The following is a 26,739-nucleotide window of genomic DNA, read 5'->3' on the forward strand; positions in this document are numbered from 1 at the left end:
CTACGCCAGCACCTCCGTCCGTGCCAGGTGCTGTCTCAGGCTGGCAAGCATCTGCGGGTGTCGGATGATGCTCAGATGATCGGCGTCGGGCACGATCTCGGACGACAGCACCGGGGCGCTGTCCGACCAGTTCCTCAGCACGCCGCGTTCCTGCAGCGACGCATCCGCGAGGAAGACGTGCATGGGCACGTCGATGCGGTCGTAGGCGTATTGCTCTGCCCGCAGGCGCTTGTCGAGCCGGATCCACATTTCGCATTCCAGCGATTCTTCGCCCGGCCCGTCGAGGGGGAACTCGCGGCCGGCAAACAGCATTTCCTCCAGCACGTATGCACGCTCGGAGCCGCCCATCCGCGCCAGCAGTTCATGCCAGCGGTCGGCCATCTGCGAACGTGACAGCCAGGCAGCCAGTGCCTCCTCGGCCTGCCGGCGCTGCACGTCCGTGAGGGTGCGCGTGGCCCGCAGGGCGGTGTTCTCGAAGACGTCGACCATGCCCACGAAATCGATCTCGACGCGACCCTGCAGCTGGCGCACCACCTCGAACGCAAGATCGCCACCCGACGACCAGCCGAGCAGCGCGCAGCGCCCCTGCAAGGCAGTCGCCGCAATGAAGTCCGCGTACTCCGCGGCAATGGCCTGGACATCGAAGCCGCGCCAACGCTTTCGCGTGAAGACATGGCAAGCGAAACCGTAGACCGGCCGGTCGTCCTGCAGTGCCTGCGCCAGCGGCAGGAACTCGCGCGAGTTGACCATCAGGCCCGGCAGGCAATAGAGCGGTGTTCCGCTGCCGGTTGCGTTGAAGCAGACGGCGTTGTGCTCCTGCTCGAACTTCTGGCGCAGGCGAGCCGCGAGATCCCTCAACGAGCCGCTTTGCATCACGTCGATCAGGGACAGCCAGCTTCCGCCAGGAACGCTCTCGCGGATGCGTGCGATGAGCTTGAGGCTGATGATGGAGTCGCCTCCGAGTTCGAAGAAGTTGTCGTTGCGGCCCACACGGCTCACGCCCAGGACCTCGGCCCAGATCGATGCCAGGGTCTGCTCGACCTCGCCCTGCGGCGCCTCGTACGCCCTGTCGCTCGTGAACTCCGGCGCAGGCAGCGCCTTGCGATCCACCTTCCCGTTCGCGTTCAGCGGCAACGCCTCCAGCTCCACGATCACGCTCGGAACCATGTAGTCCGGCAGCGCCTCGCCCAGCTTCTGCTTCAGGGCTGCCGTGTCGATCACCTGGCCCGCGTTGCCCGAGACATAGGCAACGAGCCTCGTGCCCGCTGGACCTTCGTTCGCCACCACGACTGCTTCTCTGACCTCCGGCTGCCCCTGCAGCCCCGCCTCGATCTCCCCCAGCTCGATGCGGAAGCCCCGCACCTTCACCTGATGATCGATCCGACCCAGGTATTCCAGCTGGCCCTCGTTGTTCCATCGCACCAGGTCTCCCGTGCGGTACAGGCGCTGCCCCTTCTCTGTCGCGATGAAGCGCTCCGCGGTCAAGGCAGCTCGCTTCAGGTACCCCCGAGCCAACCCCTCCCCACTGACATACAGCTCCCCCGCCACCCCCTGCGGCACAGGCCCCAGCTGTCCGTCCAGCACCTGCATCCCCAGGTCCGGGATCGCCACACCCACCGGGCTGCGCTGCTGACCCAGGTCCGCCCGCGTGATGCGCCGGTAGGTCACGTGCACCGTCGTCTCGGTGATGCCGTACATGTTGATCAGCTGCGGGCCGCCGTCCCCGTAGCGCTCGATCCAGGGCCTCAGCCGCTGCGGGTCCAGCGCCTCGCCTCCGAAGATCACCGCGCGCAGCGCCAATCCTCCCTCCAGCGCCTGCGGCAGGGCCACCAGCTGCCCGAAGGCCGACGGCGTCTGGTTCAGGATGCTCACGCGCTGCTCGCGCAGCAGCTGCAGGAAGTCCTCCGGCGAGCGGCTCACCCAGAACGGCACGACCACCAGCTTGCCCCCGGTGCACAGCGCTCCGAAGATCTCCCACACCGAGAAGTCGAAGGCGTAGGAGTGGAACATCGTCCAGACATCCTGCGGCGAGAAGCCGAACCAGGGCTGCGTGGCGTCCAGCAGTCGCGTCACGTTGCGGTGGCACAGCTGCGCGCCCTTGGGGCGGCCGGTGGAGCCCGATGTGTAGATGACGTAGGCCAGGTTCTCGCCGTGCAGCGCGACCTGCGGGTTGCTGTCGGGCTCGGACGCGGTATCGAGCGTGTCGAGCACCAGCACCTGGAGTGATTCCGCGCCCGGCAGTGCGCCCAGGTGGCTCTGGGTCAGCAGCAGCTCGATGCCGCTGTCTTGCACCATGTAGGACAGCCGGTCCGCCGGGTACTCGGGGTCCAGGGGCACGTAGGCACCGCCGGCCTTGAGCACCGCCAGGATGCCCACCACCATCTCCACCGAGCGCTCCACCGCGATGCCCACCCGGCTCTCGGGCTTCACGCCCAGGGCGATCAGGCGGTGGGCCAGGCGATTCGCCCTTGCGTTGAGTTCGCCGTAGCTCAGGGACTCATCGCCGAAGACCAGTGCAGTGGCATCCGGATGCTGCGCCACCTCGCGCTCTATACGGCTGTGGATCGGGTCGCCGACTGAGACTTCGCCTTGCTGGTGTTGGGCTCCCCATGTCGCCAGCTGACTGCGCTCGGCATCGGAGATCACATCCAGTTCGCGAATGGGCTGCGCAGGATGCTTCTCCAGTGCAGCCACGATCCCGTCGATGGCCATGCGCATGAAGCCGCAGATACGCTGTGCACTCACTGCTTCGTGAATCTGCGCCACCAGCTCGAAGTCCTTGCCTAGGTCATCCACCGACATGCCGAAGGGATAGTTGGTGCGCTCCTGGCCACCAAGATCGTCCATGCCTTCCCACATGGGCACCGCATCCCGGCCTTCGACCGCCTCCGGCTCAGGGCTGTACCGGTAGTTCAGCAGCGCCGAGAACAACGGCGTTCCCCCCGGCAGCGCACTGCAGCGCTGCGCCAGCGACAGGTTCGCGTGCTCGTGGTGCAGCAGCTGCGTGAGCGCATCGTGCGTCTCCTTCACGCACGCCAGCACACCCTTCGCCCCCAGCCTCACCCTCAGCGGCAGCGTGTTGATGAACAACCCCAGCGCCCTCTGCGCCCCCTCCCCGCCCTGCATCCGACCGAACAGCACCGTCCCGAACACCACGTCGTCCTTGCCCGTGGCCTTGCCCAGCACCAGCGCCCACGCCAGGTGGAACAGCGTCGCCGCGCTCACCCCGTGGCGCTGTGCTTCTCTCCGGATCTGTTGGGCCAGCTCCGGCTCCAGCCTCAATCTGGCTTCCTCCACACGCGTGCCGTCCCCCTGCACGTCCAGCAGGTTGAACGGCGCCGTCGGCTCGTCCACGTCTGCCAGCATCTGCCGGAAGAACGCCTCGTGCTCGTCCTGGCTCACCCCCAGCCTTGCCTGCGCCACGTAGTTCCGGAAGGGAACAGGAGCCGGCAGCTCAGCCTGCCTGTCCTGCTGAATCAGCGCGATCTCCTGCACCAGGAAGTCCAGCGTCGTGTGGTCCAGCACCATGTGGTGGCTGGGCAGCTGCAGCAGCCAGCGATCCTGGGCTGGGTCGTGCGCTGCGATCGCGTGGATCATCGGGGCGCGCTGCACGTCGATGCGGTAGTGCGCGGGATCGACGTAGGCCTTGAGCTGGGCGGGGACATCGGATGCTCCAGCCTCCAGCCATTGCAGCTTGAGTTCCGCATGCCGCTGCACCACCTGCACCGGCTCCTTCAGCCCCTCCCACAGCACCGCCGTGCGCAGGATGTCGTGCCGCTCGATCACTCGGTTGAAGCTTTGCACGAACCGCTCCAGCCTCTGACGGCTGTCGAACCCCAGCGCGTGCGAGGTGATGTACGCATCTCCCTCGGTCTGCAGCAGGTGGTGGAACAGCATCCCCTCCTGCAGCGGCGCCAGCGGGTAGATGTCCTGGATGTTCAGGGCTCCCCCCGAGACCTTCGCCTCGATGCGCCTGATCTGTGCTTCGTCGAGCTCGATCAGCGTGAGCATCTCCGGGCGGATCGCCTCGCAGTCGGCAGGAATACCGTTCTCTGGCACCACCACCTCCACCCGACCCTGCTCCTGCTGCAGCGCCTGCGCGAAGGCGCCCAGCTGCGGGTGCTGGAACAGCGTGCGCACCTGCACGCTCCAGCCACGCTCGCGCACGCTCTCCAGCAGCCTCAGCGCCAGGAGGGAATGGCCTCCGAGTTCGAAGAAGTTGTCGTTGCGGCCCACACGGGTCACGCCCAGCACTTCTGCCCAGATCGATGCCAGGGTCTGCTCGACCTCGCCCTGCGGCGCCTCGTACGCCCTGTCGCTCGTGAACTCCGGCGCAGGCAGCGCCTTGCGATCCACCTTCCCGTTCGCGTTCAGCGGCAACGCCTCCAGCTCCACGATCACGCTCGGAACCATGTAGTCCGGCAGCGCCTCGCCCAGCTTCTGCTTCAGGGCTGTCGTGTCGATCACCTGGCCCGCGTTGCCCGAGACATAGGCCACCAGCCGGGTCCCGGCCGGGCCCTCGTTCGCAACGACGACCGCTTCACGCACTTCAGGCTGGGCCTGCAGCCCCGCCTCGATCTCCCCCAGCTCGATGCGGAACCCCCGCACCTTCACCTGGTGGTCGATCCGCCCCAGGTATTCCAGCTGGCCATCGTTGTTCCACCGCACAAGGTCTCCCGTGCGGTACAGCCTGCTTCCGTTGTCGGTTGCAATGAACCTCTCGGCTGTGAGCCCTGCTCGCTTCAGGTACCCCCGCGCCAGATTGATGCCCCCCAGGTACAGCTCTCCCGCCACACCCGCAGGCACCTCGTTCAGGCTCCCGTCCAGCACGTACGCCTGCGTCTGGCTGATCGGACGTCCGATCGGAACCTGGCTGCTTCCATCATCCCGGCACGTCCACTGCGTCACGTGGATCGTCGTCTCCGTCGGCCCGTACAGGTTCTGCAGCGTCGCTCCGCTCAGCCTCTGCAGCGCCTCCCTCTGCGTGGCCGCGGGCATCGCCTCTCCCCCGCAGATGATGTGCTTGAGCTTCGTCGTCTTCTCTATCCCCTCGTACGCCAGGAACGCCTGCAGCATCGAGGGCACGAAGTTCAGCGTCGTGATCTGGTGTCTCTGGATCAACTCGACCAGCCGCACCGGGTCCCGGTGGTCTCCCGGATTGGCGATGACCAGCCGCGCTCCCGAGGTCAGCGGCCAGAACATCTCCCACACCGACACGTCGAAGCCGAAGGGCGCCTTGTGCAGCACCGTGTCCGCTCCAGCGAGGGTGTAGAACTCCTGCATCCACGCCATGCAGCTGAAGAGAGCCTCATGCCGGATGGCCGCTCCCTTGGGACGACCCGTGGAGCCGGACGTGTAGATCACGTAGGCCAGGTGTTCGCCGTGCAAAGAGACTTGGGGATCGGACGCGGGCTCGGCAGAGGTGTCGAGGGTGTCGAGCTCCAGCACTTGAAGGGAGTCGGCACCCGGGATCAGGCTGCGCAGGTGGCTCTGGGTCAGCAGCAGCTCGATGCCGCTGTCTTGCACCATGTAGGACAGGCGGTCTGCGGGGTACTCGGGGTCCAGGGGCACGTAGGCGCCGCCGGCCTTGAGCACCGCCAGGATGCCCACCATCATCTCGACGGAGCGTTCCACGCAGAGGCCCACCAGCACGTCCGGGCCCACGCCCGAGGCGATCAGGCGATGCGCCAGGCGGTTCGCGCGGGCATTGAGTTCGCCGTAGCTCAGGGCTTCGTCGCCGAAGACCAAAGCAGATGCCGAAGGCTTGAGCCTTGCATGAGACTCGATCTGGCGGTGCACCGGTTGGGCATCCTCGTGGCAGCGCGGGTTCTCGCTCCACGCCGTCAGTTGCTGCATCTCCTGCGCGGAAACGATCCCGATCTCGCACGCAGGCTGTTGCGGCCGCTGCACCAGCGCCGTCACCACGCCCTGGACGGCAGCCAGCATGTAGCCACATACGCGCTGCGCATCGACGCTGTCATGCACCTGTGCCACCAGCTCGAAGCCCTTGCCCAGGTCGTCCACCGACATGCCGAAGGGGTAGTTGCTGCGCTCGGCACCGCCGAGCGTGTCGATGCCGGCCCAGGCGAGATCCGGTGCGGCCTGCTGCTTCGTCTGCTCTTCTTCTGGCGTGTACCGGTAGTTCAGCAGTGCCGAGAACAGCGGCGTGCCCCCCGGCAGCGCACTGCAGCGCTGTGCCAGCGACAGGTTCGCGTGCTCGTGGTGCAGCAGCTGCGTGAGCGCATCGTGCGTCTCCTTCACGCACGCCAGCACACCCTTCGCCCCCAGCCTCACCCTCAGCGGCAGCGTGTTGATGAACAACCCCAGCGCCCTCTGCGCCCCCTCCCCGCCCTGCATCCGACCGAACAGCACCGTCCCGAACACCACGTCGTCCTTGCCCGTGGCCTTGCCCAGCACCAGCGCCCACGCCAGGTGGAACAGCGTCGCCGCGCTCACCCCGTGGCGCTGTGCTTCTCTCCGGATCTGTTGGGCCAGCTCCGGCTCCAGCCTCAATCTGGCTTCCTCCACACGCGTGCCGTCCCCCTGCACGTCCAGCAGGTTGAACGGCGCCGTCGGCTCGTCCACGTCTGCCAGCATCTGCCGGAAGAACGCCTCGTGCTCGTCCTGGCTCACCCCCAGCCTTGCCTGCGCCACGTAGTTCCGGAAGGGAACAGGAGCCGGCAGCTCAGCCTGCCTGTCCTGCTGAATCAGCGCGATCTCCTGCACCAGGAAGTCCAGCGTCGTGTGGTCCAGCACCATGTGGTGGCTGGGCAGCTGCAGCAGCCAGCGGCCCTGGGCGGGGTCGTGGGCTGCGATCGCGTGGATCATCGGGGCACGCTGCACGTCGATGCGGTAGTGCGCGGGGTCGACGTGGGCCTTGAGCTGGGCAGGGGCATCGGATGCGTCGGCATCCAGCCACTGCAGCTCGAGCTCGGCATGCCGCTGCACCACCTGCACCGGCTCCTTCAACCCCTCCCACAGCACCGCCGTGCGCAGGATGTCGTGCCGCTCGATCACTCGGTTGAAGCTTTGCACGAACCGCTCCAGCCTCTGACGGCTGTCGAACCCCAGCGCGTGCGAGGTGATGTACGCATCTCCCTCGGTCTGCAGCAGGTGGTGGAACAGCATCCCCTCCTGCAGCGGCGCCAGCGGGTAGATGTCCTGGATGTTCAGGGCTCCCCCCGAGACCTTCGCCTCGATGCGCCTGATCTGTGCTTCGTCGAGCTCGATCAGCGTGAGCATCTCCGGGCGGATCGCCTCGCAGTCGGCAGGAATACCGTTCTCTGGCACCACCACCTCCACCCGACCCTGCTCCTGCTGCAGCGCCTGCGCGAAGGCGCCCAGCTGCGGGTGCTGGAACAGCGTACGCACCTGCACGCTCCAGCCACGCTCGCGCACGCTCTCCAGCAGCCTCAGCGCCAGGAGGGAATGGCCGCCCAGTTCGAAGAAGTTGTCGCTGCGGCCCACGCGGGTCACTCCGAGGACTTCTGCCCAGATCGATGCGAGAGCCTCTTCGACCTCGCCCTCGGGCGCCTCGTACGCCCTGTCGCTCGTGAACTCCGGTGCGGGGAGCGCCTTGCGGTCCACCTTCCCGTTCGCGTTCAGCGGCAACGCCTCCAACTCCACGATCACGCTCGGAACCATGTAGTCCGGCAGCGCCTCGCCCAGCTTCTGCTTGAGCACTGCCGTGTCGATCACCTGGCCCGCGTTGCCCGAGACGTAGGCCACCAGCCGGGTTCCCGCTGGACCCTCGTTCGCGACGACCACCGCTTCACGCACTTCAGGCTGGCCCTGCAGCCCCGCCTCGATCTCCCCCAGTTCGATGCGGAAGCCCCGCACCTTCACCTGATGGTCGACCCGCCCCAGGTATTCCAGCTGGCCCTCGTTGTTCCACCGCACCAGGTCTCCCGTGCGGTACAGCCTGCTTCCGTTGTCGGTTGCAATGAACCTCTCGGCTGTGAGCCCTGCTCGCTTCAGGTACCCCCGCGCCAGATTGATGCCCCCCAGGTACAGCTCCCCCGCCACCCCCGCCGGAACCTCGTTCAGGCTCCCGTCCAGCACGTACGCCTGCGTCTGGCTGATCGGACGTCCGATCGGAACCTGGCTGCTTCCATCGTCCCGGCACGTCCAGTGCGTCACGTCGATCGCCGCCTCCGTCGGGCCGTACAGGTTGTACAGCTTCGCCTGCGGCAGCCTTGCGAACACCTTGTCCCTGGCTTCCGCCGGCAGTGCCTCTCCGCTGCACACGATGCGCTTCAGGCTCGTGCACGTCTTCGCCCCTTCGTACGCCAGGAACGCCTGCAGCATCGAAGGAACGAAGTGCAGCGTGTTGACCTGGTGCTGCCCGATCAGCTCCACCAATCGGGCCGGGTCCCGGTGATCCCCGGGGTTGGCCACCACCAGCTTCGCCCCGTACATCAGCGGCCAGAAGAACTCCCACACCGACACGTCGAAGCTGAACGGCGTCTTCTGCAAGACTGTGTCCGTCGCACCCAATTCATAGGCCTGCTGCATCCACGCCAGCCGGTTGTGCAGCGAGCGGTGGCGGTTCGCCGCGCCCTTCGGACGGCCCGTCGAGCCGGACGTGTAGATCACGTAGGCCAGGTGTTCGCCGTGAAGGTCGACTTCCGGATTGCTGTCGGGCTCGGACGAGGTATCGAGCGTGTCGAGTTCCAGCACCTGAATCGATTCGATCCCCGGCAGTGCCTGAAGGTGGCTCTGGGTCAAGAGCATCCCGATGCCGCTGTCCTCGACCATGTACGCCAGCCGGTCCGCCGGGTACTCCGGGTCCAGCGGCACATACGCACCTCCCGCCTTCACGATCCCCAGGATCCCCACCACCATCTCCACGGAGCGCTCCACCGCGATGCCCACCAGCACCTCGGGGCCCACGCCCTGCGCCATCAGGTGATGGGCGAGGCGGTTCGCCCTCGCGTTGAGTTCGCCGTAGCTCAGGGTCTCTTCGCCGAACACCAGTGCGGGTGCTTCAGGGTGCTGCATCGCCTGGCGCTCGATCAGAGGGTGAACGGGTTCCACTCCCTCGAAGCGATGACCGTTCTCGCTCCACGCCTTCAGCTGTTCTCGCTCGGTCTGCGACATCACCTCCAGCTCGCGGATCGCCCGCGCAGGCTGCTGCCCCAGCACCTGCACCAGTCCACCGATGGCCATGTGCATGAAGTTGCAGATGCGCTGCGCATCCACGCTCTCCACGATCTGCGCCACCAGCGCGAAGCCGTCCCCGAGGTCGTCCACCGACATCACGAACGGGTAGTTCGTGCGCTCCTCCGCGGACAGCACTTCCATGCCCTCCCAGGGGCGCACGGGCTCCCCTGCTGCCACGGCTGCGCCGTGGCGGTAGTTCAGCAGTGCCGAGAACAACGGCGTGCCCCCCGGCAGCGCACTGCAGCGCTGTGCCAGCGACAGGTTCGCGTGCTCGTGGTGCAGCAGCTGCGTGAGCGCATCGTGCGTCTCCTTCACGCACGCCAGCACACCCTTCGCCCCCAGCCTCACCCTCAGCGGCAGCGTGTTGATGAACAACCCCAGCGCCCTCTGCGCCCCCTCCCCGCCCTGCATCCGACCGAACAGCACCGTCCCGAACACCACGTCGTCCTTGCCCGTGGCCTTGCCCAGCACCAGCGCCCACGCCAGGTGGAACAGCGTCGCCGCGCTCACCCCGTGGCGCTGTGCTTCTCTCCGGATCTGTTGGGCCAGCTCCGGCTCCAGCCTCAATCTGGCTTCCTCCACACGCGTGCCGTCCCCCTGCACGTCCAGCAGGTTGAACGGCGCCGTCGGCTCGTCCACGTCTGCCAGCATCTGCCGGAAGAACGCCTCGTGCTCGTCCTGGCTCACCCCCAGCCTTGCCTGCGCCACGTAGTTCCGGAAGGGAACAGGAGCCGGCAGCTCAGCCTGCCTGTCCTGCTGAATCAGCGCGATCTCCTGCACCAGGAAGTCCAGCGTCGTGTGGTCCAGCACCATGTGGTGGCTGGGCAGCTGCAGCAGCCAGCGGCCCTGGGCGGGGTCGTGGGCTGCGATCGCGTGGATCATCGGGGCACGCTGCACGTCGATGCGGTAGTGCGCGGGGTCGACGTGGGCCTTGAGCTGGGCAGGGGCATCGGATGCGTCGGCATCCAGCCACTGCAGCTCGAGCTCGGCATGCCGCTGCACCACCTGCACCGGCTCCTTCAACCCCTCCCACAGCACCGCCGTGCGCAGGATGTCGTGCCGCTCGATCACTCGGTTGAAGCTTTGCACGAACCGCTCCAGCCTCTGACGGCTGTCGAACCCCAGCGCGTGCGAGGTGATGTACGCATCTCCCTCGGTCTGCAGCAGGTGGTGGAACAGCATCCCCTCCTGCAGCGGCGCCAGCGGGTAGATGTCCTGGATGTTCAGGGCTCCCCCCGAGACCTTCGCCTCGATGCGCCTGATCTGTGCTTCGTCGAGCTCGATCAGCGTGAGCATCTCCGGGCGGATCGCCTCGCAGTCGGCAGGAATACCGTTCTCTGGCACCACCACCTCCACCCGACCCTGCTCCTGCTGCAGCGCCTGCGCGAAGGCGCCCAGCTGCGGGTGCTGGAACAGCGTACGCACCTGCACGCTCCAGCCACGCTCGCGCACGCTCTCCAGCAGCCTCAGCGCCAGGAGGGAATGGCCGCCCAGTTCGAAGAAGTTGTCGCTGCGGCCCACGCGGGTCACTCCGAGGACTTCTGCCCAGATCGATGCGAGAGCCTCTTCGACCTCGCCCTCGGGCGCCTCGTACGCCCTGTCGCTCGTGAACTCCGGTGCGGGGAGCGCCTTGCGGTCCACCTTCCCGTTCGCGTTCAGCGGCAACGCCTCCAACTCCACGATCACGCTCGGAACCATGTAGTCCGGCAGCGCCTCGCCCAGCTTCTGCTTGAGCACTGCCGTGTCGATCACCTGGCCCGCGTTGCCCGAGACGTAGGCCACCAGCCGGGTTCCCGCTGGACCCTCGTTCGCGACGACCACCGCCTCACGCACTTCAGGCTGCCCCTGTAGCCCCGCCTCGATCTCCCCCAGCTCGATGCGGAAGCCCCGCACCTTCACCTGATGGTCGATCCGCCCCAGGTATTCCAGCTGGCCCTCGTTGTTCCACCGCACCAGGTCTCCCGTGCGGTACAGGCGCTGTCCCTTCTCTGTCGCGATGAACCTCTCGGCCGTCAGCCCTGATCGCTTCAGGTACCCCCGAGCCAACCCCTCCCCACTGACATACAGCTCCCCCGCCACCCCCTGCGGCACAGGCCCCAGCTGTCCGTCCAGCACCTGCATCCCCAGGTCCGGGATCGCCACACCCACCGGGCTGCGCTGCTGACCCAGGTCCGCCCGCGTGATGCGCCGGTAGGTCACGTGCACCGTCGTCTCGGTGATGCCGTACATGTTGATCAGCTGCGGGCCGCCGTCCCCGTAGCGCTCGATCCAGGGCCTCAGCCGCTGCGGGTCCAGCGCCTCGCCTCCGAAGATCACCGCGCGCAGCGCCAATCCTCCCTCCAGCGCCTGCGGCAGGGCCACCAGCTGCCCGAAGGCCGACGGCGTCTGGTTCAGGATGCTCACGCGCTGCTCGCGCAGCAGCTGCAGGAAGTCCTCCGGCGAGCGGCTCACCCAGAACGGCACGACCACCAGCTTGCCCCCGGTGCACAGCGCTCCGAAGATCTCCCACACCGAGAAGTCGAAGGCGTAGGAGTGGAACATCGTCCAGACATCCTGCGGCGAGAAGCCGAACCAGGGCTGCGTGGCGTCCAGCAGTCGCGTCACGTTGCGGTGGCACAGCTGCGCGCCCTTGGGGCGGCCGGTGGAGCCCGATGTGTAGATGACGTAGGCCAGGTTCTCGCCGTGCAGCGCGACCTGCGGGTTGCTGTCGGGCTCGGACGCGGTATCGAGCGTGTCGAGCACCAGCACCTGGAGTGATTCCGCGCCCGGCAGTGCGCCCAGGTGGCTCTGGGTCAGCAGCAGCTCGATGCCGCTGTCTTGCACCATGTAGGACAGCCGGTCCGCCGGGTACTCGGGGTCCAGGGGCACGTAGGCACCGCCGGCCTTGAGCACCGCCAGGATGCCCACCACCATCTCCACCGAGCGCTCCACCGCGATGCCCACCCGGCTCTCGGGCTTCACGCCCAGGGCGATCAGGCGGTGGGCCAGGCGATTCGCCCTTGCGTTGAGTTCGCCGTAGCTCAGGGACTCATCGCCGAAGACCAGTGCAGTGGCATCCGGATGCTGCGCCACCTCGCGCTCTATCCGACTGTGGATCGGGTCGCCGACTGAGACTTCGCCTTGCTGGTGTTGGGATCCCCACTGCTGCAGCTGCAGCAGTTCCGCCTCGTCCAACAGCTTCACGTCACCCACAGTCTGCTCGGGTCGCTCGGCCAATGCCTCCAGCAAAGCCAGGTAATGCCCCGCCATGCGCTCGACGGTCTGCGGCTCGAACAGCTCCGCCGCATATTTGAAGCTCGCCCGCACGCGACCGTCGGCGTCTTCGCTGGTGTCCAGCGTCAGTTCGAACTGCGCGGCCTGCGTGCCCAGGTCGTACTCGGTCATCGTGAGACCCGACAGGCTGTCGAGTGCCTTGAAATCCCCACGCTGGTGATTGAACATGACCTGGAACAGCGGGCTGGTGCTCAGGCTGCGTTCTGGCTGCAATGCCTCCACCAGTTGCTCGAACGGCAGGTCCTGGTGGGCCTGCGCGCCCAGCGCGGCCTCCTTCGCGCGCGCCAGCACCTGCGTGAGGCTCTCGCGGCTGTCCAGCACGCTGCGCAACAGCTGCGTGTTGACGAAGAAGCCGACGACGCCTTCCGTCTCCACCCGGTGACGGTTGGCGATCGGTACGCCCACGCGAATGTCGGACTGGCCGGTGTAACGGTTCAAGAGCACCTGGAAGCCCGCGAGCAAGGTCATGAACAGGGTCGCACCCTGGCCCTGCGCGCGCTTCTGCAGCCCCTTGACCAGTGCCTCCGGCAATTCGAAGGCGTGGCGCGCGGCGTTGTAGCGTCCGTCTGCGCGCCTGGCGTGATCGGCCGGCAACTGCAGCACAGGCTGGTCGGTACCGACGTGCGATGTCCAATAGCCGAGCTGGCGTTCGCGCTCGCCGGCCTCGAGCCAGTTGCGCTGCCACACGGCGTAGTCCGCGTACTGGACAGGCAGCGGCTGCAGGTCCGCGTCTTCCGCAGCGCCCTGCACGCGCGCGCGATATTGCGCGACGAACTCGTCCACGATGATCTGCATCGACCAGCCGTCGGACACGATGTGATGCATCACCACGACGAGCATGTGCTCCTCGGGCGCAAGGCGGATCAGGCCGACCCGCAGCAACGGGCCGGTGGTCAGGTCGAAGGGGGTGTCGCTCAGGCGGTGCGCTTCTTCCCGCAGGCGGATTTCTCGCGCGTCGCTCGCGGCAATGGCGCCAAGGTCGACGACGGCGATGTCGAACTCGACACTCTCGTGAATCACCTGTTCGGCAAGGCCGCCAGCCTGGGCCCGGAACGTGGTGCGCAGCGACTCGTGGCGCTGTACCAGCGCATCGAAGCTCGCGCGCACGGCCGCGACATCCAGCGCACCGGCGAGCCTGAGCGCACCGCTGATGTGGTACGCCGTGCTTCGGGGATCGAGCTGCCACAGGAACCACTGGCGCAACTGTGCGTAGGAAAGATGGCAATGATCCGGCGACGACGTGTCGCGCGCCAGGATCGGGAACTGCCCGAGCGTGAGACCCTCGGCGCGAATCTTCTGGTAGACCGTGCGCCGCTGTTCAGGCGTCAGTCGCGAGAAGCGCTCCGCGATGCGACGGGTTGCAAGGGTTTCCATCAAACAGCCTCCATGCTGTCAAGCAGTGAATCGATTTCCGAAAGGGCCTGGGTGGCCGGTTTCATCAGGTTCTTGTCGGCGATGAGAGTCGCCATTTCCGTGAGTACGGGGTGCAGGAAGACATCCCTGATCGCGAGGTCCATCTGCATGGCGCTCTGGACTCGGGCGACTGTCTGGGCGGCGAGCAACGAGTGACCGCCGAGTTCGAAGAAGTTGTCGTTGCGGCCCACACGGGTCACTCCGAGGACCTCGGCCCAGATCGCTGCAAGGGTCTGCTCGACCTCGCCCTGCGGCGCCTCGTACGCCCTGTCGCTCGTGAACTCCGGCGCAGGCAGCGCCTTGCGATCCACCTTCCCGTTCGCGTTCAGCGGCAACGCCTCCAGCTCCACGATCACGCTCGGAACCATGTAGTCCGGCAGCGCCTCGCCCAGCTTCTGCTTCAGGGCTGTCGTGTCGATCACCTGGCCCGCGTTGCCCGAGACGTAGGCCACCAGCCTCGTACCCGCTGGACCTTCGTTCGCCACCACGACTGCTTCTCTGACCTCCGGCTGCCCCTGTAGCCCCGCCTCGATCTCCCCCAGCTCGATGCGGAAGCCCCGCACCTTCACCTGATGGTCGATCCGACCCAGGTACTCCAGCTGACCCTCGTTGTTCCACCGCACAAGGTCTCCCGTGCGGTACAGCCTGCTTCCGTTGGCCGCTGCGATGAAGCGTTCGGCCGTCAATGCGGCTCGCTTCAGGTACCCCCGAGCGAGGTTGACCCCGCCCAGGTACAGCTCCCCCGCCACACCCGCCGGAACCTCGTTCAGGCTCCCGTCCAGCACGTACGCCTGCGTCTGGCTGATCGGACGTCCGATCGGAACCTGGCTGCTGCCGTCATCCCGGCACGTCCAGTGCGTCACGTCGATCGCCGCTTCCGTCGGCCCGTACAGGTTGTACAGCTTCGCCTGCGGCAGCCTTGCGAACACCTTGTCCCGGGCTTCCGCCGGCAGTGCCTCTCCGCTGCACACGATGCGCTTCAGGCTCGTGCACGTCTTCGCCCCCTCGTACGCCAGGAACGCCTGCAGCATCGAGGGCACGAAGTGCAGCGTGTTGACCTGGTGCTCACCGATCAGCTCCACCAGCCGCTGCGGATCCCGATGGTCCCCGGGGTTGGCCACCACCAGCTTCGCCCCGTACATCAGCGGCCAGAAGAACTCCCACACCGACACGTCGAAGCTGAACGGGGTCTTCTGCAGCACCGTGTCCGTCGCACCCAGTTCATAGGCCTGCTGCATCCAGGCCAGCCGGTTGTGCAGCGAGCGGTGGCGGTTCGCTGCGCCCTTGGGACGACCTGTCGAACCTGACGTGTAGATCACGTAGGCAAGGTGTTCGCCGTGCAGGTCGACTTGCGGATTGCCGTCAGGCTCGGACGAGGTATCGAGCGTGTCGAGTTCCAGCACCTGGATCGATTCGATCCCCGGCAGTGCCTGAAGGTGGCTCTGGGTCAAGAGCATCCCGATGCCGCTGTCCTCGACCATGTACGCCAGCCGGTCCGCCGGGTACTCCGGGTCCAGCGGCACATACGCACCTCCCGCCTTCACGATCCCCAGGATCCCCACCACCATCTCCACGGAGCGCTCCACCGCGATGCCCACCAGCACCTCGGGGCCCACGCCCTGCGCCATCAGGTGATGGGCGAGGCGGTTCGCCCTCGCGTTGAGTTCGCCGTAGCTCAGGGTCTCTTCGCCGAACACCAGTGCAGTTGCTCCGGGGTACTGCTTCGCATAGCGCTCGATCAGGCGATAAACAGGCTCCACGCCTTCATGACGCTGCGGGTTCTCGCTCCACGCCTGCAGTTGTGAGAGTTCCCGTCCGGAAATTACTTCGATGTCAACCGCTGGTTGCTCCGAACGCGTCGTCAAGGCCTCGACGACGCCCTTCAGAGCCAAGTGCATGAACCCACACACACGCTGCGCATCGACAGCCTCGTGCACCTGCGCCACCAGTTCGAAGTCCTTGCCCAAGTCATCCACCGACATGCCGAAGGGATAGTTGGTCCGCTCTTCCCCTCCCAGCACCTCCATGCCTTCCCAGGCGACGGCTGCCTCCTTGTCTTCGCCGGTCTCCGGCTCGGGGCTGTACCGGTAGTTCAGCAGCGCCGAGAACAACGGCGTTCCCCCCGGCAGCGCACTGCAGCGCTGCGCCAGCGACAGGTTCGCGTGCTCGTGGTGCAGCAGCTGCGTGAGCGCATCGTGCGTCTCCTTCACGCACGCCAGCACACCCTTCGCCCCCAGCCTCACCCTCAGCGGCAGCGTGTTGATGAACAACCCCAGCGCCCTCTGCGCCCCCTCCCCGCCCTGCATCCGACCGAACAGCACCGTCCCGAACACCACGTCGTCCTTGCCCGTGGCCTTGCCCAGCACCAGCGCCCACGCCAGGTGGAACAGCGTCGCCGCGCTCACCCCGTGGCGCTGTGCTTCTCTCCGGATCTGTTGGGCCAGCTCCGGCTCCAGCCTCAATCTGGCTTCCTCCACACGCGTGCCGTCCCCCTGCACGTCCAGCAGGTTGAACGGCGCCGTCGGCTCGTCCACGTCTGCCAGCATCTGCCGGAAGAACGCCTCGTGCTCGTCCTGGCTCACCCCCAGCCTTGCCTGCGCCACGTAGTTCCGGAAGGGAACAGGAGCCGGCAGCTCAGCCTGCCTGTCCTGCTGAATCAGCGCGATCTCCTGCACCAGGAAGTCCAGCGTCGTGTGGTCCAGCACCATGTGGTGGCTGGGCAGCTGCAGCAGCCAGCGGCCCTGGGCGGGGTCGTGGGCTGCGATCGCGTGGATCATCGGGGCACGCTGCACGTCGATGCGGTAGTGCGCGGGGTCGACGTGGGCCTTGAGCTGGGCAGGGGCATCGGATGCGTCGGCATCCAGCCACTGCAGCTCGAGCTCGGCATGCCGCTGCACCACCTGCACCGGCTCCTTCAGCCCCTCCCACAGCACCGCCGTGCGCAGGATGTCGTGCCGCTCGATCACTCGGTTGAAGCTTTGCACGAACCGCTCCAGCCTCTGACGGCTGTCGAACCCCAGCGCGTGCGAGGTGATGTACGCATCTCCCTCGGTCTGCAGCAGGTGGTGGAACAGCATCCCCTCCTGCAGCGGCGCCAGCGGGTAGATGTCCTGGATGTTCAGGGCTCCCCCCGAGACCTTCGCCTCGATGCGCCTGATCTGTGCTTCGTCGAGCTCGATCAGCGTGAGCATCTCCGGGCGGATCGCCTCGCAGTCGGCAGGAATACCGTTCTCTGGCACCACCACCTCCACCCGACCCTGCTCCTGCTGCAGCGCCTGCGCGAAGGCGCCCAGCTGCGGGTGCTGGAACAGCGTACGCACCTGCACGCTCCAGCCACGCTCGCGCACGCTCTCCAGCAGCCTCAGCGCCAGGAGGGAATGGCCGCCCAGTTCGAAGAAGTTGTCGCTGCGGCCCACGCGGGTCACTCCGAGGACTTCTGCCCAGATCGATGCGAGAGCCTCTTCGACCTCGCCCTCGGGCGCCTCGTACGCCCTGTCGCTCGTGAACTCCGGTGCGGGGAGCGCCTTGCGGTCCACCTTCCCGTTCGCGTTCAGCGGCAACGCCTCCAACTCCACGATCACGCTCGGAACCATGTAGTCCGGCAGCGCCTCGCCCAGCTTCTGCTTGAGCACTGCCGTGTCGATCACCTGGCCCGCGTTGCCCGAGACGTAGGCCACCAGCCGGGTTCCCGCTGGACCCTCGTTCGCGACGACCACCGCTTCACGCACTTCAGGCTGGCCCTGCAGCCCCGCCTCGATCTCCCCCAGTTCGATGCGGAAGCCCCGCACCTTCACCTGATGGTCGACCCGCCCCAGGTATTCCAGCTGGCCCTCGTTGTTCCACCGCACCAGGTCTCCCGTGCGGTACAGCCTGCTTCCGTTGTCGGTTGCAATGAACCTCTCGGCTGTGAGCCCTGCTCGCTTCAGGTACCCCCGCGCCAGATTGATGCCCCCCAGGTACAGCTCCCCCGCCACCCCCGCCGGAACCTCGTTCAGGCTCCCGTCCAGCACGTACGCCTGCGTCTGGCTGATCGGACGTCCGATCGGAACCTGGCTGCTTCCATCGTCCCGGCACGTCCAGTGCGTCACGTCGATCGCCGCCTCCGTCGGGCCGTACAGGTTGTACAGCTTCGCCTGCGGCAGCCTTGCGAACACCTTGTCCCTGGCTTCCGCCGGCAGTGCCTCTCCGCTGCACACGATGCGCTTCAGGCTCGTGCACGTCTTCGCCCCTTCGTACGCCAGGAACGCCTGCAGCATCGAAGGAACGAAGTGCAGCGTGTTGACCTGGTGCTGCCCGATCAGCTCCACCAATCGGGCCGGGTCCCGGTGATCCCCGGGGTTGGCCACCACCAGCTTCGCCCCGTACATCAGCGGCCAGAAGAACTCCCACACCGACACGTCGAAGCTGAACGGCGTCTTCTGCAAGACTGTGTCCGTCGCACCCAATTCATAGGCCTGCTGCATCCACGCCAGCCGGTTGTGCAGCGAGCGGTGGCGGTTCGCCGCGCCCTTCGGACGGCCCGTCGAGCCGGACGTGTAGATCACGTAGGCCAGGTGTTCGCCGTGAAGGTCGACTTCCGGATTGCTGTCGGGCTCGGACGAGGTATCGAGCGTGTCGAGTTCCAGCACCTGAATCGATTCGATCCCCGGCAGTGCCTGAAGGTGGCTCTGGGTCAAGAGCATCCCGATGCCGCTGTCCTCGACCATGTACGCCAGCCGGTCCGCCGGGTACTCCGGGTCCAGCGGCACATACGCACCTCCCGCCTTCACGATCCCCAGGATCCCCACCACCATCTCCACGGAGCGCTCCACCGCGATGCCCACCAGCACCTCGGGGCCCACGCCCTGCGCCATCAGGTGATGGGCGAGGCGGTTCGCCCTCGCGTTGAGTTCGCCGTAGCTCAGGGTCTCTTCGCCGAACACCAGTGCGGGTGCTTCAGGGTGCTGCATCGCCTGGCGCTCGATCAGAGGGTGAACGGGTTCCACTCCCTCGAAGCGATGACCGTTCTCGCTCCACGCCTTCAGCTGTTCTCGCTCGGTCTGCGACATCACCTCCAGCTCGCGGATCGCCCGCGCAGGCTGCTGCCCCAGCACCTGCACCAGTCCACCGATGGCCATGTGCATGAAGTTGCAGATGCGCTGCGCATCCACGCTCTCCACGATCTGCGCCACCAGCGCGAAGCCGTCCCCGAGGTCGTCCACCGACATCACGAACGGGTAGTTCGTGCGCTCCTCCGCGGACAGCACTTCCATGCCCTCCCAGGGGCGCACGGGCTCCCCTGCTGCCACGGCTGCGCCGTGGCGGTAGTTCAGCAGTGCCGAGAACAACGGCGTGCCCCCCGGCAGCGCACTGCAGCGCTGTGCCAGCGACAGGTTCGCGTGCTCGTGGTGCAGCAGCTGCGTGAGCGCATCGTGCGTCTCCTTCACGCACGCCAGCACACCCTTCGCCCCCAGCCTCACCCTCAGCGGCAGCGTGTTGATGAACAACCCCAGCGCCCTCTGCGCCCCCTCCCCGCCCTGCATCCGACCGAACAGCACCGTCCCGAACACCACGTCGTCCTTGCCCGTGGCCTTGCCCAGCACCAGCGCCCACGCCAGGTGGAACAGCGTCGCCGCGCTCACCCCGTGGCGCTGTGCTTCTCTCCGGATCTGTTGGGCCAGCTCCGGCTCCAGCCTCAATCTGGCTTCCTCCACACGCGTGCCGTCCCCCTGCACGTCCAGCAGGTTGAACGGCGCCGTCGGCTCGTCCACGTCTGCCAGCATCTGCCGGAAGAACGCCTCGTGCTCGTCCTGGCTCACCCCCAGCCTTGCCTGCGCCACGTAGTTCCGGAAGGGAACAGGAGCCGGCAGCTCAGCCTGCCTGTCCTGCTGAATCAGCGCGATCTCCTGCACCAGGAAGTCCAGCGTCGTGTGGTCCAGCACCATGTGGTGGCTGGGCAGCTGCAGCAGCCAGCGGCCCTGGGCGGGGTCGTGGGCTGCGATCGCGTGGATCATCGGGGCACGCTGCACGTCGATGCGGTAGTGCGCGGGGTCGACGTGGGCCTTGAGCTGGGCAGGGGCATCGGATGCGTCGGCATCCAGCCACTGCAGCTCGAGCTCGGCATGCCGCTGCACCACCTGCACCGGCTCCTTCAACCCCTCCCACAGCACCGCCGTGCGCAGGATGTCGTGCCGCTCGATCACTCGGTTGAAGCTTTGCACGAACCGCTCCAGCCTCTGACGGCTGTCGAACCCCAGCGCGTGCGAGGTGATGTACGCATCTCCCTCGGTCTGCAGCAGGTGGTGGAACAGCATCCCCTCCTGCAGCGGCGCCAGCGGGTAGATGTCCTGGATGTTCAGGGCTCCCCCCGAGACCTTCGCCTCGATGCGCCTGATCTGTGCTTCGTCGAGCTCGATCAGCGTGAGCATCTCCGGGCGGATCGCCTCGCAGTCGGCAGGAATACCGTTCTCTGGCACCACCACCTCCACCCGACCCTGCTCCTGCTGCAGCGCCTGCGCGAAGGCGCCCAGCTGCGGGTGCTGGAACAGCGTACGCACCTGCACGCTCCAGCCACGCTCGCGCACGCTCTCCAGCAGCCTCAGCGCCAGGAGGGAATGGCCGCCCAGTTCGAAGAAGTTGTCGCTGCGGCCCACGCGGGTCACTCCGAGGACTTCTGCCCAGATCGATGCGAGAGCCTCTTCGACCTCGCCCTCGGGCGCCTCGTACGCCCTGTCGCTCGTGAACTCCGGTGCGGGGAGCGCCTTGCGGTCCACCTTCCCGTTCGCGTTCAGCGGCAACGCCTCCAACTCCACGATCACGCTCGGAACCATGTAGTCCGGCAGCGCCTCGCCCAGCTTCTGCTTGAGCACTGCCGTGTCGATCACCTGGCCCGCGTTGCCCGAGACGTAGGCCACCAGCCGGGTTCCCGCTGGACCCTCGTTCGCGACGACCACCGCTTCACGCACTTCAGGCTGGCCCTGCAGCCCCGCCTCGATCTCCCCCAGTTCGATGCGGAAGCCCCGCACCTTCACCTGATGGTCGACCCGCCCCAGGTATTCCAGCTGGCCCTCGTTGTTCCACCGCACCAGGTCTCCCGTGCGGTACAGCCTGCTTCCGTTGTCGGTTGCAATGAACCTCTCGGCTGTGAGCCCTGCTCGCTTCAGGTACCCCCGCGCCAGATTGATGCCCCCCAGGTACAGCTCCCCCGCCACCCCCGCCGGAACCTCGTTCAGGCTCCCGTCCAGCACGTACGCCTGCGTCTGGCTGATCGGACGTCCGATCGGAACCTGGCTGCTTCCATCGTCCCGGCACGTCCAGTGCGTCACGTCGATCGCCGCCTCCGTCGGGCCGTACAGGTTGTACAGCTTCGCCTGCGGCAGCCTTGCGAACACCTTGTCCCTGGCTTCCGCCGGCAGTGCCTCTCCGCTGCACACGATGCGCTTCAGGCTCGTGCACGTCTTCGCCCCTTCGTACGCCAGGAACGCCTGCAGCATCGAAGGAACGAAGTGCAGCGTGTTGACCTGGTGCTGCCCGATCAGCTCCACCAATCGGGCCGGGTCCCGGTGATCCCCGGGGTTGGCCACCACCAGCTTCGCCCCGTACATCAGCGGCCAGAAGAACTCCCACACCGACACGTCGAAGCTGAACGGCGTCTTCTGCAAGACTGTGTCCGTCGCACCCAATTCATAGGCCTGCTGCATCCACGCCAGCCGGTTGTGCAGCGAGCGGTGGCGGTTCGCCGCGCCCTTCGGACGGCCCGTCGAGCCGGACGTGTAGATCACGTAGGCCAGGTGTTCGCCGTGAAGGTCGACTTCCGGATTGCTGTCGGGCTCGGACGAGGTATCGAGCGTGTCGAGTTCCAGCACCTGAATCGATTCGATCCCCGGCAGTGCCTGAAGGTGGCTCTGGGTCAAGAGCATCCCGATGCCGCTGTCCTCGACCATGTACGCCAGCCGGTCCGCCGGGTACTCCGGGTCCAGCGGCACATACGCACCTCCCGCCTTCACGATCCCCAGGATCCCCACCACCATCTCCACGGAGCGCTCCACCGCGATGCCCACCAGCACCTCGGGGCCCACGCCCTGCGCCATCAGGTGATGGGCGAGGCGGTTCGCCCTCGCGTTGAGTTCGCCGTAGCTCAGGGTCTCTTCGCCGAACACCAGTGCGGGTGCTTCAGGGTGCTGCATCGCCTGGCGCTCGATCAGAGGGTGAACGGGCTCCACACCCTCGAAGCTATGACTGTTCTCGCTCCACACCCTCAGCTGCTCTCGCTCAGACACCCCGAGCAACGCCACATCGCCCATCGACTGTTGCGGCCGTTCCGCCAGTGCCTCCAGCAAAGCCAGGTAATGCCCCGCCATGCGCTCGATGGTCTGCGGCGCGAACAGTTCTTCGGCATAGCTGAAGCTCGCCCGCACACGGCCGTCGGCACTCTCGCTGGTTTCCAGCGTCAACTCGAACTGCGCGGCCTGCGCACCCAGGTCGCACTCGGTCAGCGTGAGCTCCGGCAGGTCCTGCAGCGCCTTCAGATCGCCACGTTGGTGGTTGAACATGACCTGGAACAGCGGGCTGGTGCTCAGGCTACGCTCGGGCTGCAATGCCTCCACCAGTTGCTCGAACGGCAGGTCCTGGTGGGCCTGCGCGCCCAGCGCGGCCTCCTTCGCGCGCGCCAGCACCTGCGTCAGGCTCTCGCGGCTGTCCAGCACGCTGCGCAGCACTTGCGTGTTGACGAAGAAGCCGATCACGCTCTCGGTCTCGGCGCGGTGCCGGTTGGCGACCGGAACGCCCACGCGAATGTCCAGTTCGCCGGTGTAGCGGCTGAGCAGCACCTGGAAACCTGCGAGCAATCCCATGAACAGCGTCGCGCCATGGCCTTGCAGGCGCCGGTGCAACCGCTGCACGAGGTCCCCCGGCAGTTCGAAGCCATGCCGCACGGCGCTGTAGCGGCCATCGGCTCTTCTGGCGTGATCGGTGGGCAGTTGCAGTGGCGGCTGGTCGGTGCCGAGGTGTTGCGTCCAGTAAGCCAGCTGGCGCTCGCGCTCGCCGGCTTCGAGCCAATCGCGCTGCCATGCGGCGTAGTCCGCGTACTGGATCGGCAGCGACGACAGCGTTGCCTCCGTGCCTTGCACGCGCGCGCTGTAGTGCGCCACGAATTCGTCGACGATGACCTGCATCGACCAGCCGTCGGACACGATGTGGTGCATCACCACGACGAGCATGTGCTCCTCGGGCGCCAGGCGGATCAGGCCGACCCGCAGCAGCGGGCCTTCGGCCAGATCGAAGGGAGTGTGGCTCAGGCGCAGGGCTTCTTCCCTGCTGCGCGTTTCACGCTCCTGCGGGGTGCGCAGTGCCACGAGGTCGACCATGGCGATGTCGACCGGCCCGGCTTCGCGGATCAGTTGCCGGGCCAGGCCTTGTGCGTCGGTGCGGAACACGGTGCGCAGCGATTCGTGACGCAGCACCAGTGCATTGAAGCTCGCGCGCACGGCTTCCACGTCGAGCCTGCCTTCCAGCTTCAGCGCGCCGCTGATGTGATACGCGGTGCTCGACGGATCGAGCTGCCACAGGAACCACTGGCGCATCTGTGCGTGGGACAGCGCCAGGGTGCCGGCACGCTGTTCAGCCGTCAGCACGGGAATGGTCGGCGTCGGTGAAGACTGGCCGGCGCCCATGGCCTGGGCGATGCGCGACAGGCTCTGGTGCTCGAACACCTGCCGGGGATTCAGCTGCACGCCGGCCCTGGCGGCTCGTGCCGTGACCTTGAGGCTGAGGATGGAGTCGCCGCCGAGTTCGAAGAAGTTGTCGTTGCGGCCCACACGGGTCACGCCCAGCACTTCTGCCCAGATCGATGCCAGGGTCTGCTCGACCTCGCCCTGCGGCGCCTCGTACGCCCTGTCGCTCGTGAACTCCGGCGCAGGCAGCGCCTTGCGATCCACCTTCCCGTTCGCGTTCAGCGGCAACGCCTCCAGCTCCACGATCACGCTCGGAACCATGTAGTCCGGCAGCGCCTCGCCCAGCTTCTGCTTCAGGGCTGTCGTGTCGATCACCTGGCCCGCGTTGCCCGAGACATAGGCCACCAGCCGGGTCCCGGCCGGGCCCTCGTTCGCAACGACGACCGCTTCACGCACTTCAGGCTGGGCCTGCAGCCCCGCCTCGATCTCCCCCAGCTCGATGCGGAACCCCCGCACCTTCACCTGGTGGTCGATCCGCCCCAGGTATTCCAGCTGGCCATCGTTGTTCCACCGCACAAGGTCTCCCGTGCGGTACAGCCTGCTTCCGTTGTCGGTTGCAATGAACCTCTCGGCTGTGAGCCCTGCTCGCTTCAGGTACCCCCGCGCCAGATTGATGCCCCCCAGGTACAGCTCTCCCGCCACACCCGCAGGCACCTCGTTCAGGCTCCCGTCCAGCACGTACGCCTGCGTCTGGCTGATCGGACGTCCGATCGGAACCTGGCTGCTTCCATCATCCCGGCACGTCCACTGCGTCACGTGGATCGTCGTCTCCGTCGGCCCGTACAGGTTCTGCAGCGTCGCTCCGCTCAGCCTCTGCAGCGCCTCCCTCTGCGTGGCCGCGGGCATCGCCTCTCCCCCGCAGATGATGTGCTTGAGCTTCGTCGTCTTCTCTATCCCCTCGTACGCCAGGAACGCCTGCAGCATCGAGGGCACGAAGTTCAGCGTCGTGATCTGGTGTCTCTGGATCAACTCGACCAGCCGCACCGGGTCCCGGTGGTCTCCCGGATTGGCGATGACCAGCCGCGCTCCCGAGGTCAGCGGCCAGAACATCTCCCACACCGACACGTCGAAGCCGAAGGGCGCCTTGTGCAGCACCGTGTCCGCTCCAGCGAGGGTGTAGAACTCCTGCATCCACGCCATGCAGCTGAAGAGAGCCTCATGCCGGATGGCCGCTCCCTTGGGACGACCCGTGGAGCCGGACGTGTAGATCACGTAGGCCAGGTGTTCGCCGTGCAAAGAGACTTGGGGATCGGACGCGGGCTCGGCAGAGGTGTCGAGGGTGTCGAGCTCCAGCACTTGAAGGGAGTCGGCACCCGGGATCAGGCTGCGCAGGTGGCTCTGGGTCAGCAGCAGCTCGATGCCGCTGTCTTGCACCATGTAGGACAGGCGGTCTGCGGGGTACTCGGGGTCCAGGGGCACGTAGGCGCCGCCGGCCTTGAGCACCGCCAGGATGCCCACCATCATCTCGACGGAGCGTTCCACGCAGAGGCCCACCAGCACGTCCGGGCCCACGCCCGAGGCGATCAGGCGATGCGCCAGGCGGTTCGCGCGGGCATTGAGTTCGCCGTAGCTCAGGGCTTCGTCGCCGAAGACCAAAGCAGATGCCGAAGGCTTGAGCCTTGCATGAGACTCGATCTGGCGGTGCACCGGTTGGGCATCCTCGTGGCAGCGCGGGTTCTCGCTCCACGCCGCAAGCTGCGCGCGCTCGGCTTCGCCCACCAGCACCACATCCCCCACCGCCTGCTGCGGCTGCTCGACCAACGCCTGCAGCACCGACAGGTAGTGACCTGCCATCCGCTCCACCGTCTCCCGGTCGAACAGCTCCGATGCATAGAGAAGCGTCGCCTCCACGCTGCCGTCCTCGAGTTCCAGCGTCTGCAGCGTCAGCTCGAACTGCGCGTCCTCTTCCTCGAAGTCAAGCCGCTGCACAGACACGCCCGGCCATTCGGCCAGCGAGCGATGGTCGCGCCGCACATGGTTGAACATCACCTGGAACAACGGATTCGCGCTGAGGCTGCGCTCGGGCCGCAGCGCGCCGACCAATTGCTCGAACGGCAGATCCTGGTGGGTCTGCGCTCCGATCGCCGTGTCGCGCGTCTGCACGAACAGCTCCTCCAGCGTCATCCGCGCATCGATACGCGCACGCAGCACCTGCGTATTGACGAAGAAGCCCACGACGCCCGCCGTCTCCGCCCGGTTGCGGTTGGCAATGGGCACGCCGACGCGCGCATCGGCCTGCCCCGTGTGCCGGAACAGCAGCGCATTGAAGCCCGCAAGCAGTGCCATGAACAGCGTCGCGCCCTGCCCCTGGGCCCGCTGGCGCAGGCGTGCGACGGTATCGGCCGGCAACGCGACCGTGACGCGCGCCGAGCCGTAGCGGCCATCGGCGTTGCGCGGCCGGTCGGTGTGCAGCGAGATCACCGGCTGCTCGGTGCCCAGGTGATCGCGCCACCACGCGAGCTGGCGCTCGCCCTCTCCGCCTTCGAGCCACCGGTTCTGCCAGACGGCGTAGTCGGCGTACTGCACAGGCAGCGCGGGCTGCGCCATCGAACGCCCCTGCACACGTGCTGCGTATTGCGCAGCCAGTTCGTCCAGCGTGAGCTGCACGGACCAGCCGTCGGACACGATGTGGTGCATCACGACCAGCAACCGATGCGCCTGGGCATCGGTCTTCAACAGCACGGTGCGCATCAGCGGGCCGCGCGTGAGGTCGAAGGGCTCGGTGCGAATGCCGCGCACTTCATGCTCGATGGCGGCCTCGCGGGCCCCGGCTTCCAGCGTGCTCAGGTCGATGCACGGCAGCGCGACCGGCAGGGTCTCCAGAATGACTTGCTCCACCTCGCCATCGCCTTCCTCGCGGAAGACGGTGCGCAGCGACTCGTGGCGGTCGACCAGCGCCTGCACGCTCGCGCGCAGGGCTTCGACATCCAGATGCCCCGAGAGCACGAGACCGCCGCTCAGGTGATAGGCCGTGCGGGCCGGGTCCAGCTTCCACAGGAACCACTGGCGGCGCTGGGCGAAGGACAGCGGTGCCCGGTCTTTCTGCGGACGCGGGGGAATGGCGCTTTCGGTTTCGCGCGTGCCGGCCACGTTCGCGCCGCGCAGCCGCTCTTTCAGCCTGGCGCGTTGTTCGGCGCTCAGGCTGGCGCGGCGTGCGGAGATATCCTGGATTTCGGGCATG

At 66.9% G+C, this 26,739-nt stretch carries 2 protein-coding genes; both read right to left on the reverse strand.

Annotation, left to right across the window (positions count from 1 at the left end; genetic code table 11):
• Positions 1-13,809 (reverse strand): amino acid adenylation domain-containing protein, encoded by a 13,809-nt coding sequence (locus ABL840_RS28055; protein ID WP_418116032.1) that lies wholly within the window; start codon positions 13,807-13,809, stop codon positions 1-3.
• On the reverse strand, positions 13,809-26,738 hold the full coding sequence (locus tag ABL840_RS28060; protein WP_418116033.1) for a non-ribosomal peptide synthase/polyketide synthase: 12,930 nt from the start codon (positions 26,736-26,738) through the stop codon (positions 13,809-13,811). Before ABL840_RS28060 ends, ABL840_RS28055 begins: the two co-directional genes overlap by 1 nt.
• Position 26,739: the final 1 nt, after the last annotated feature.

This window comes from Variovorax sp. NFACC27 (assembly GCF_048301545.1).
In the GTDB taxonomy this organism is placed as follows: domain Bacteria; phylum Pseudomonadota; class Gammaproteobacteria; order Burkholderiales; family Burkholderiaceae_C; genus Variovorax; species Variovorax gossypii.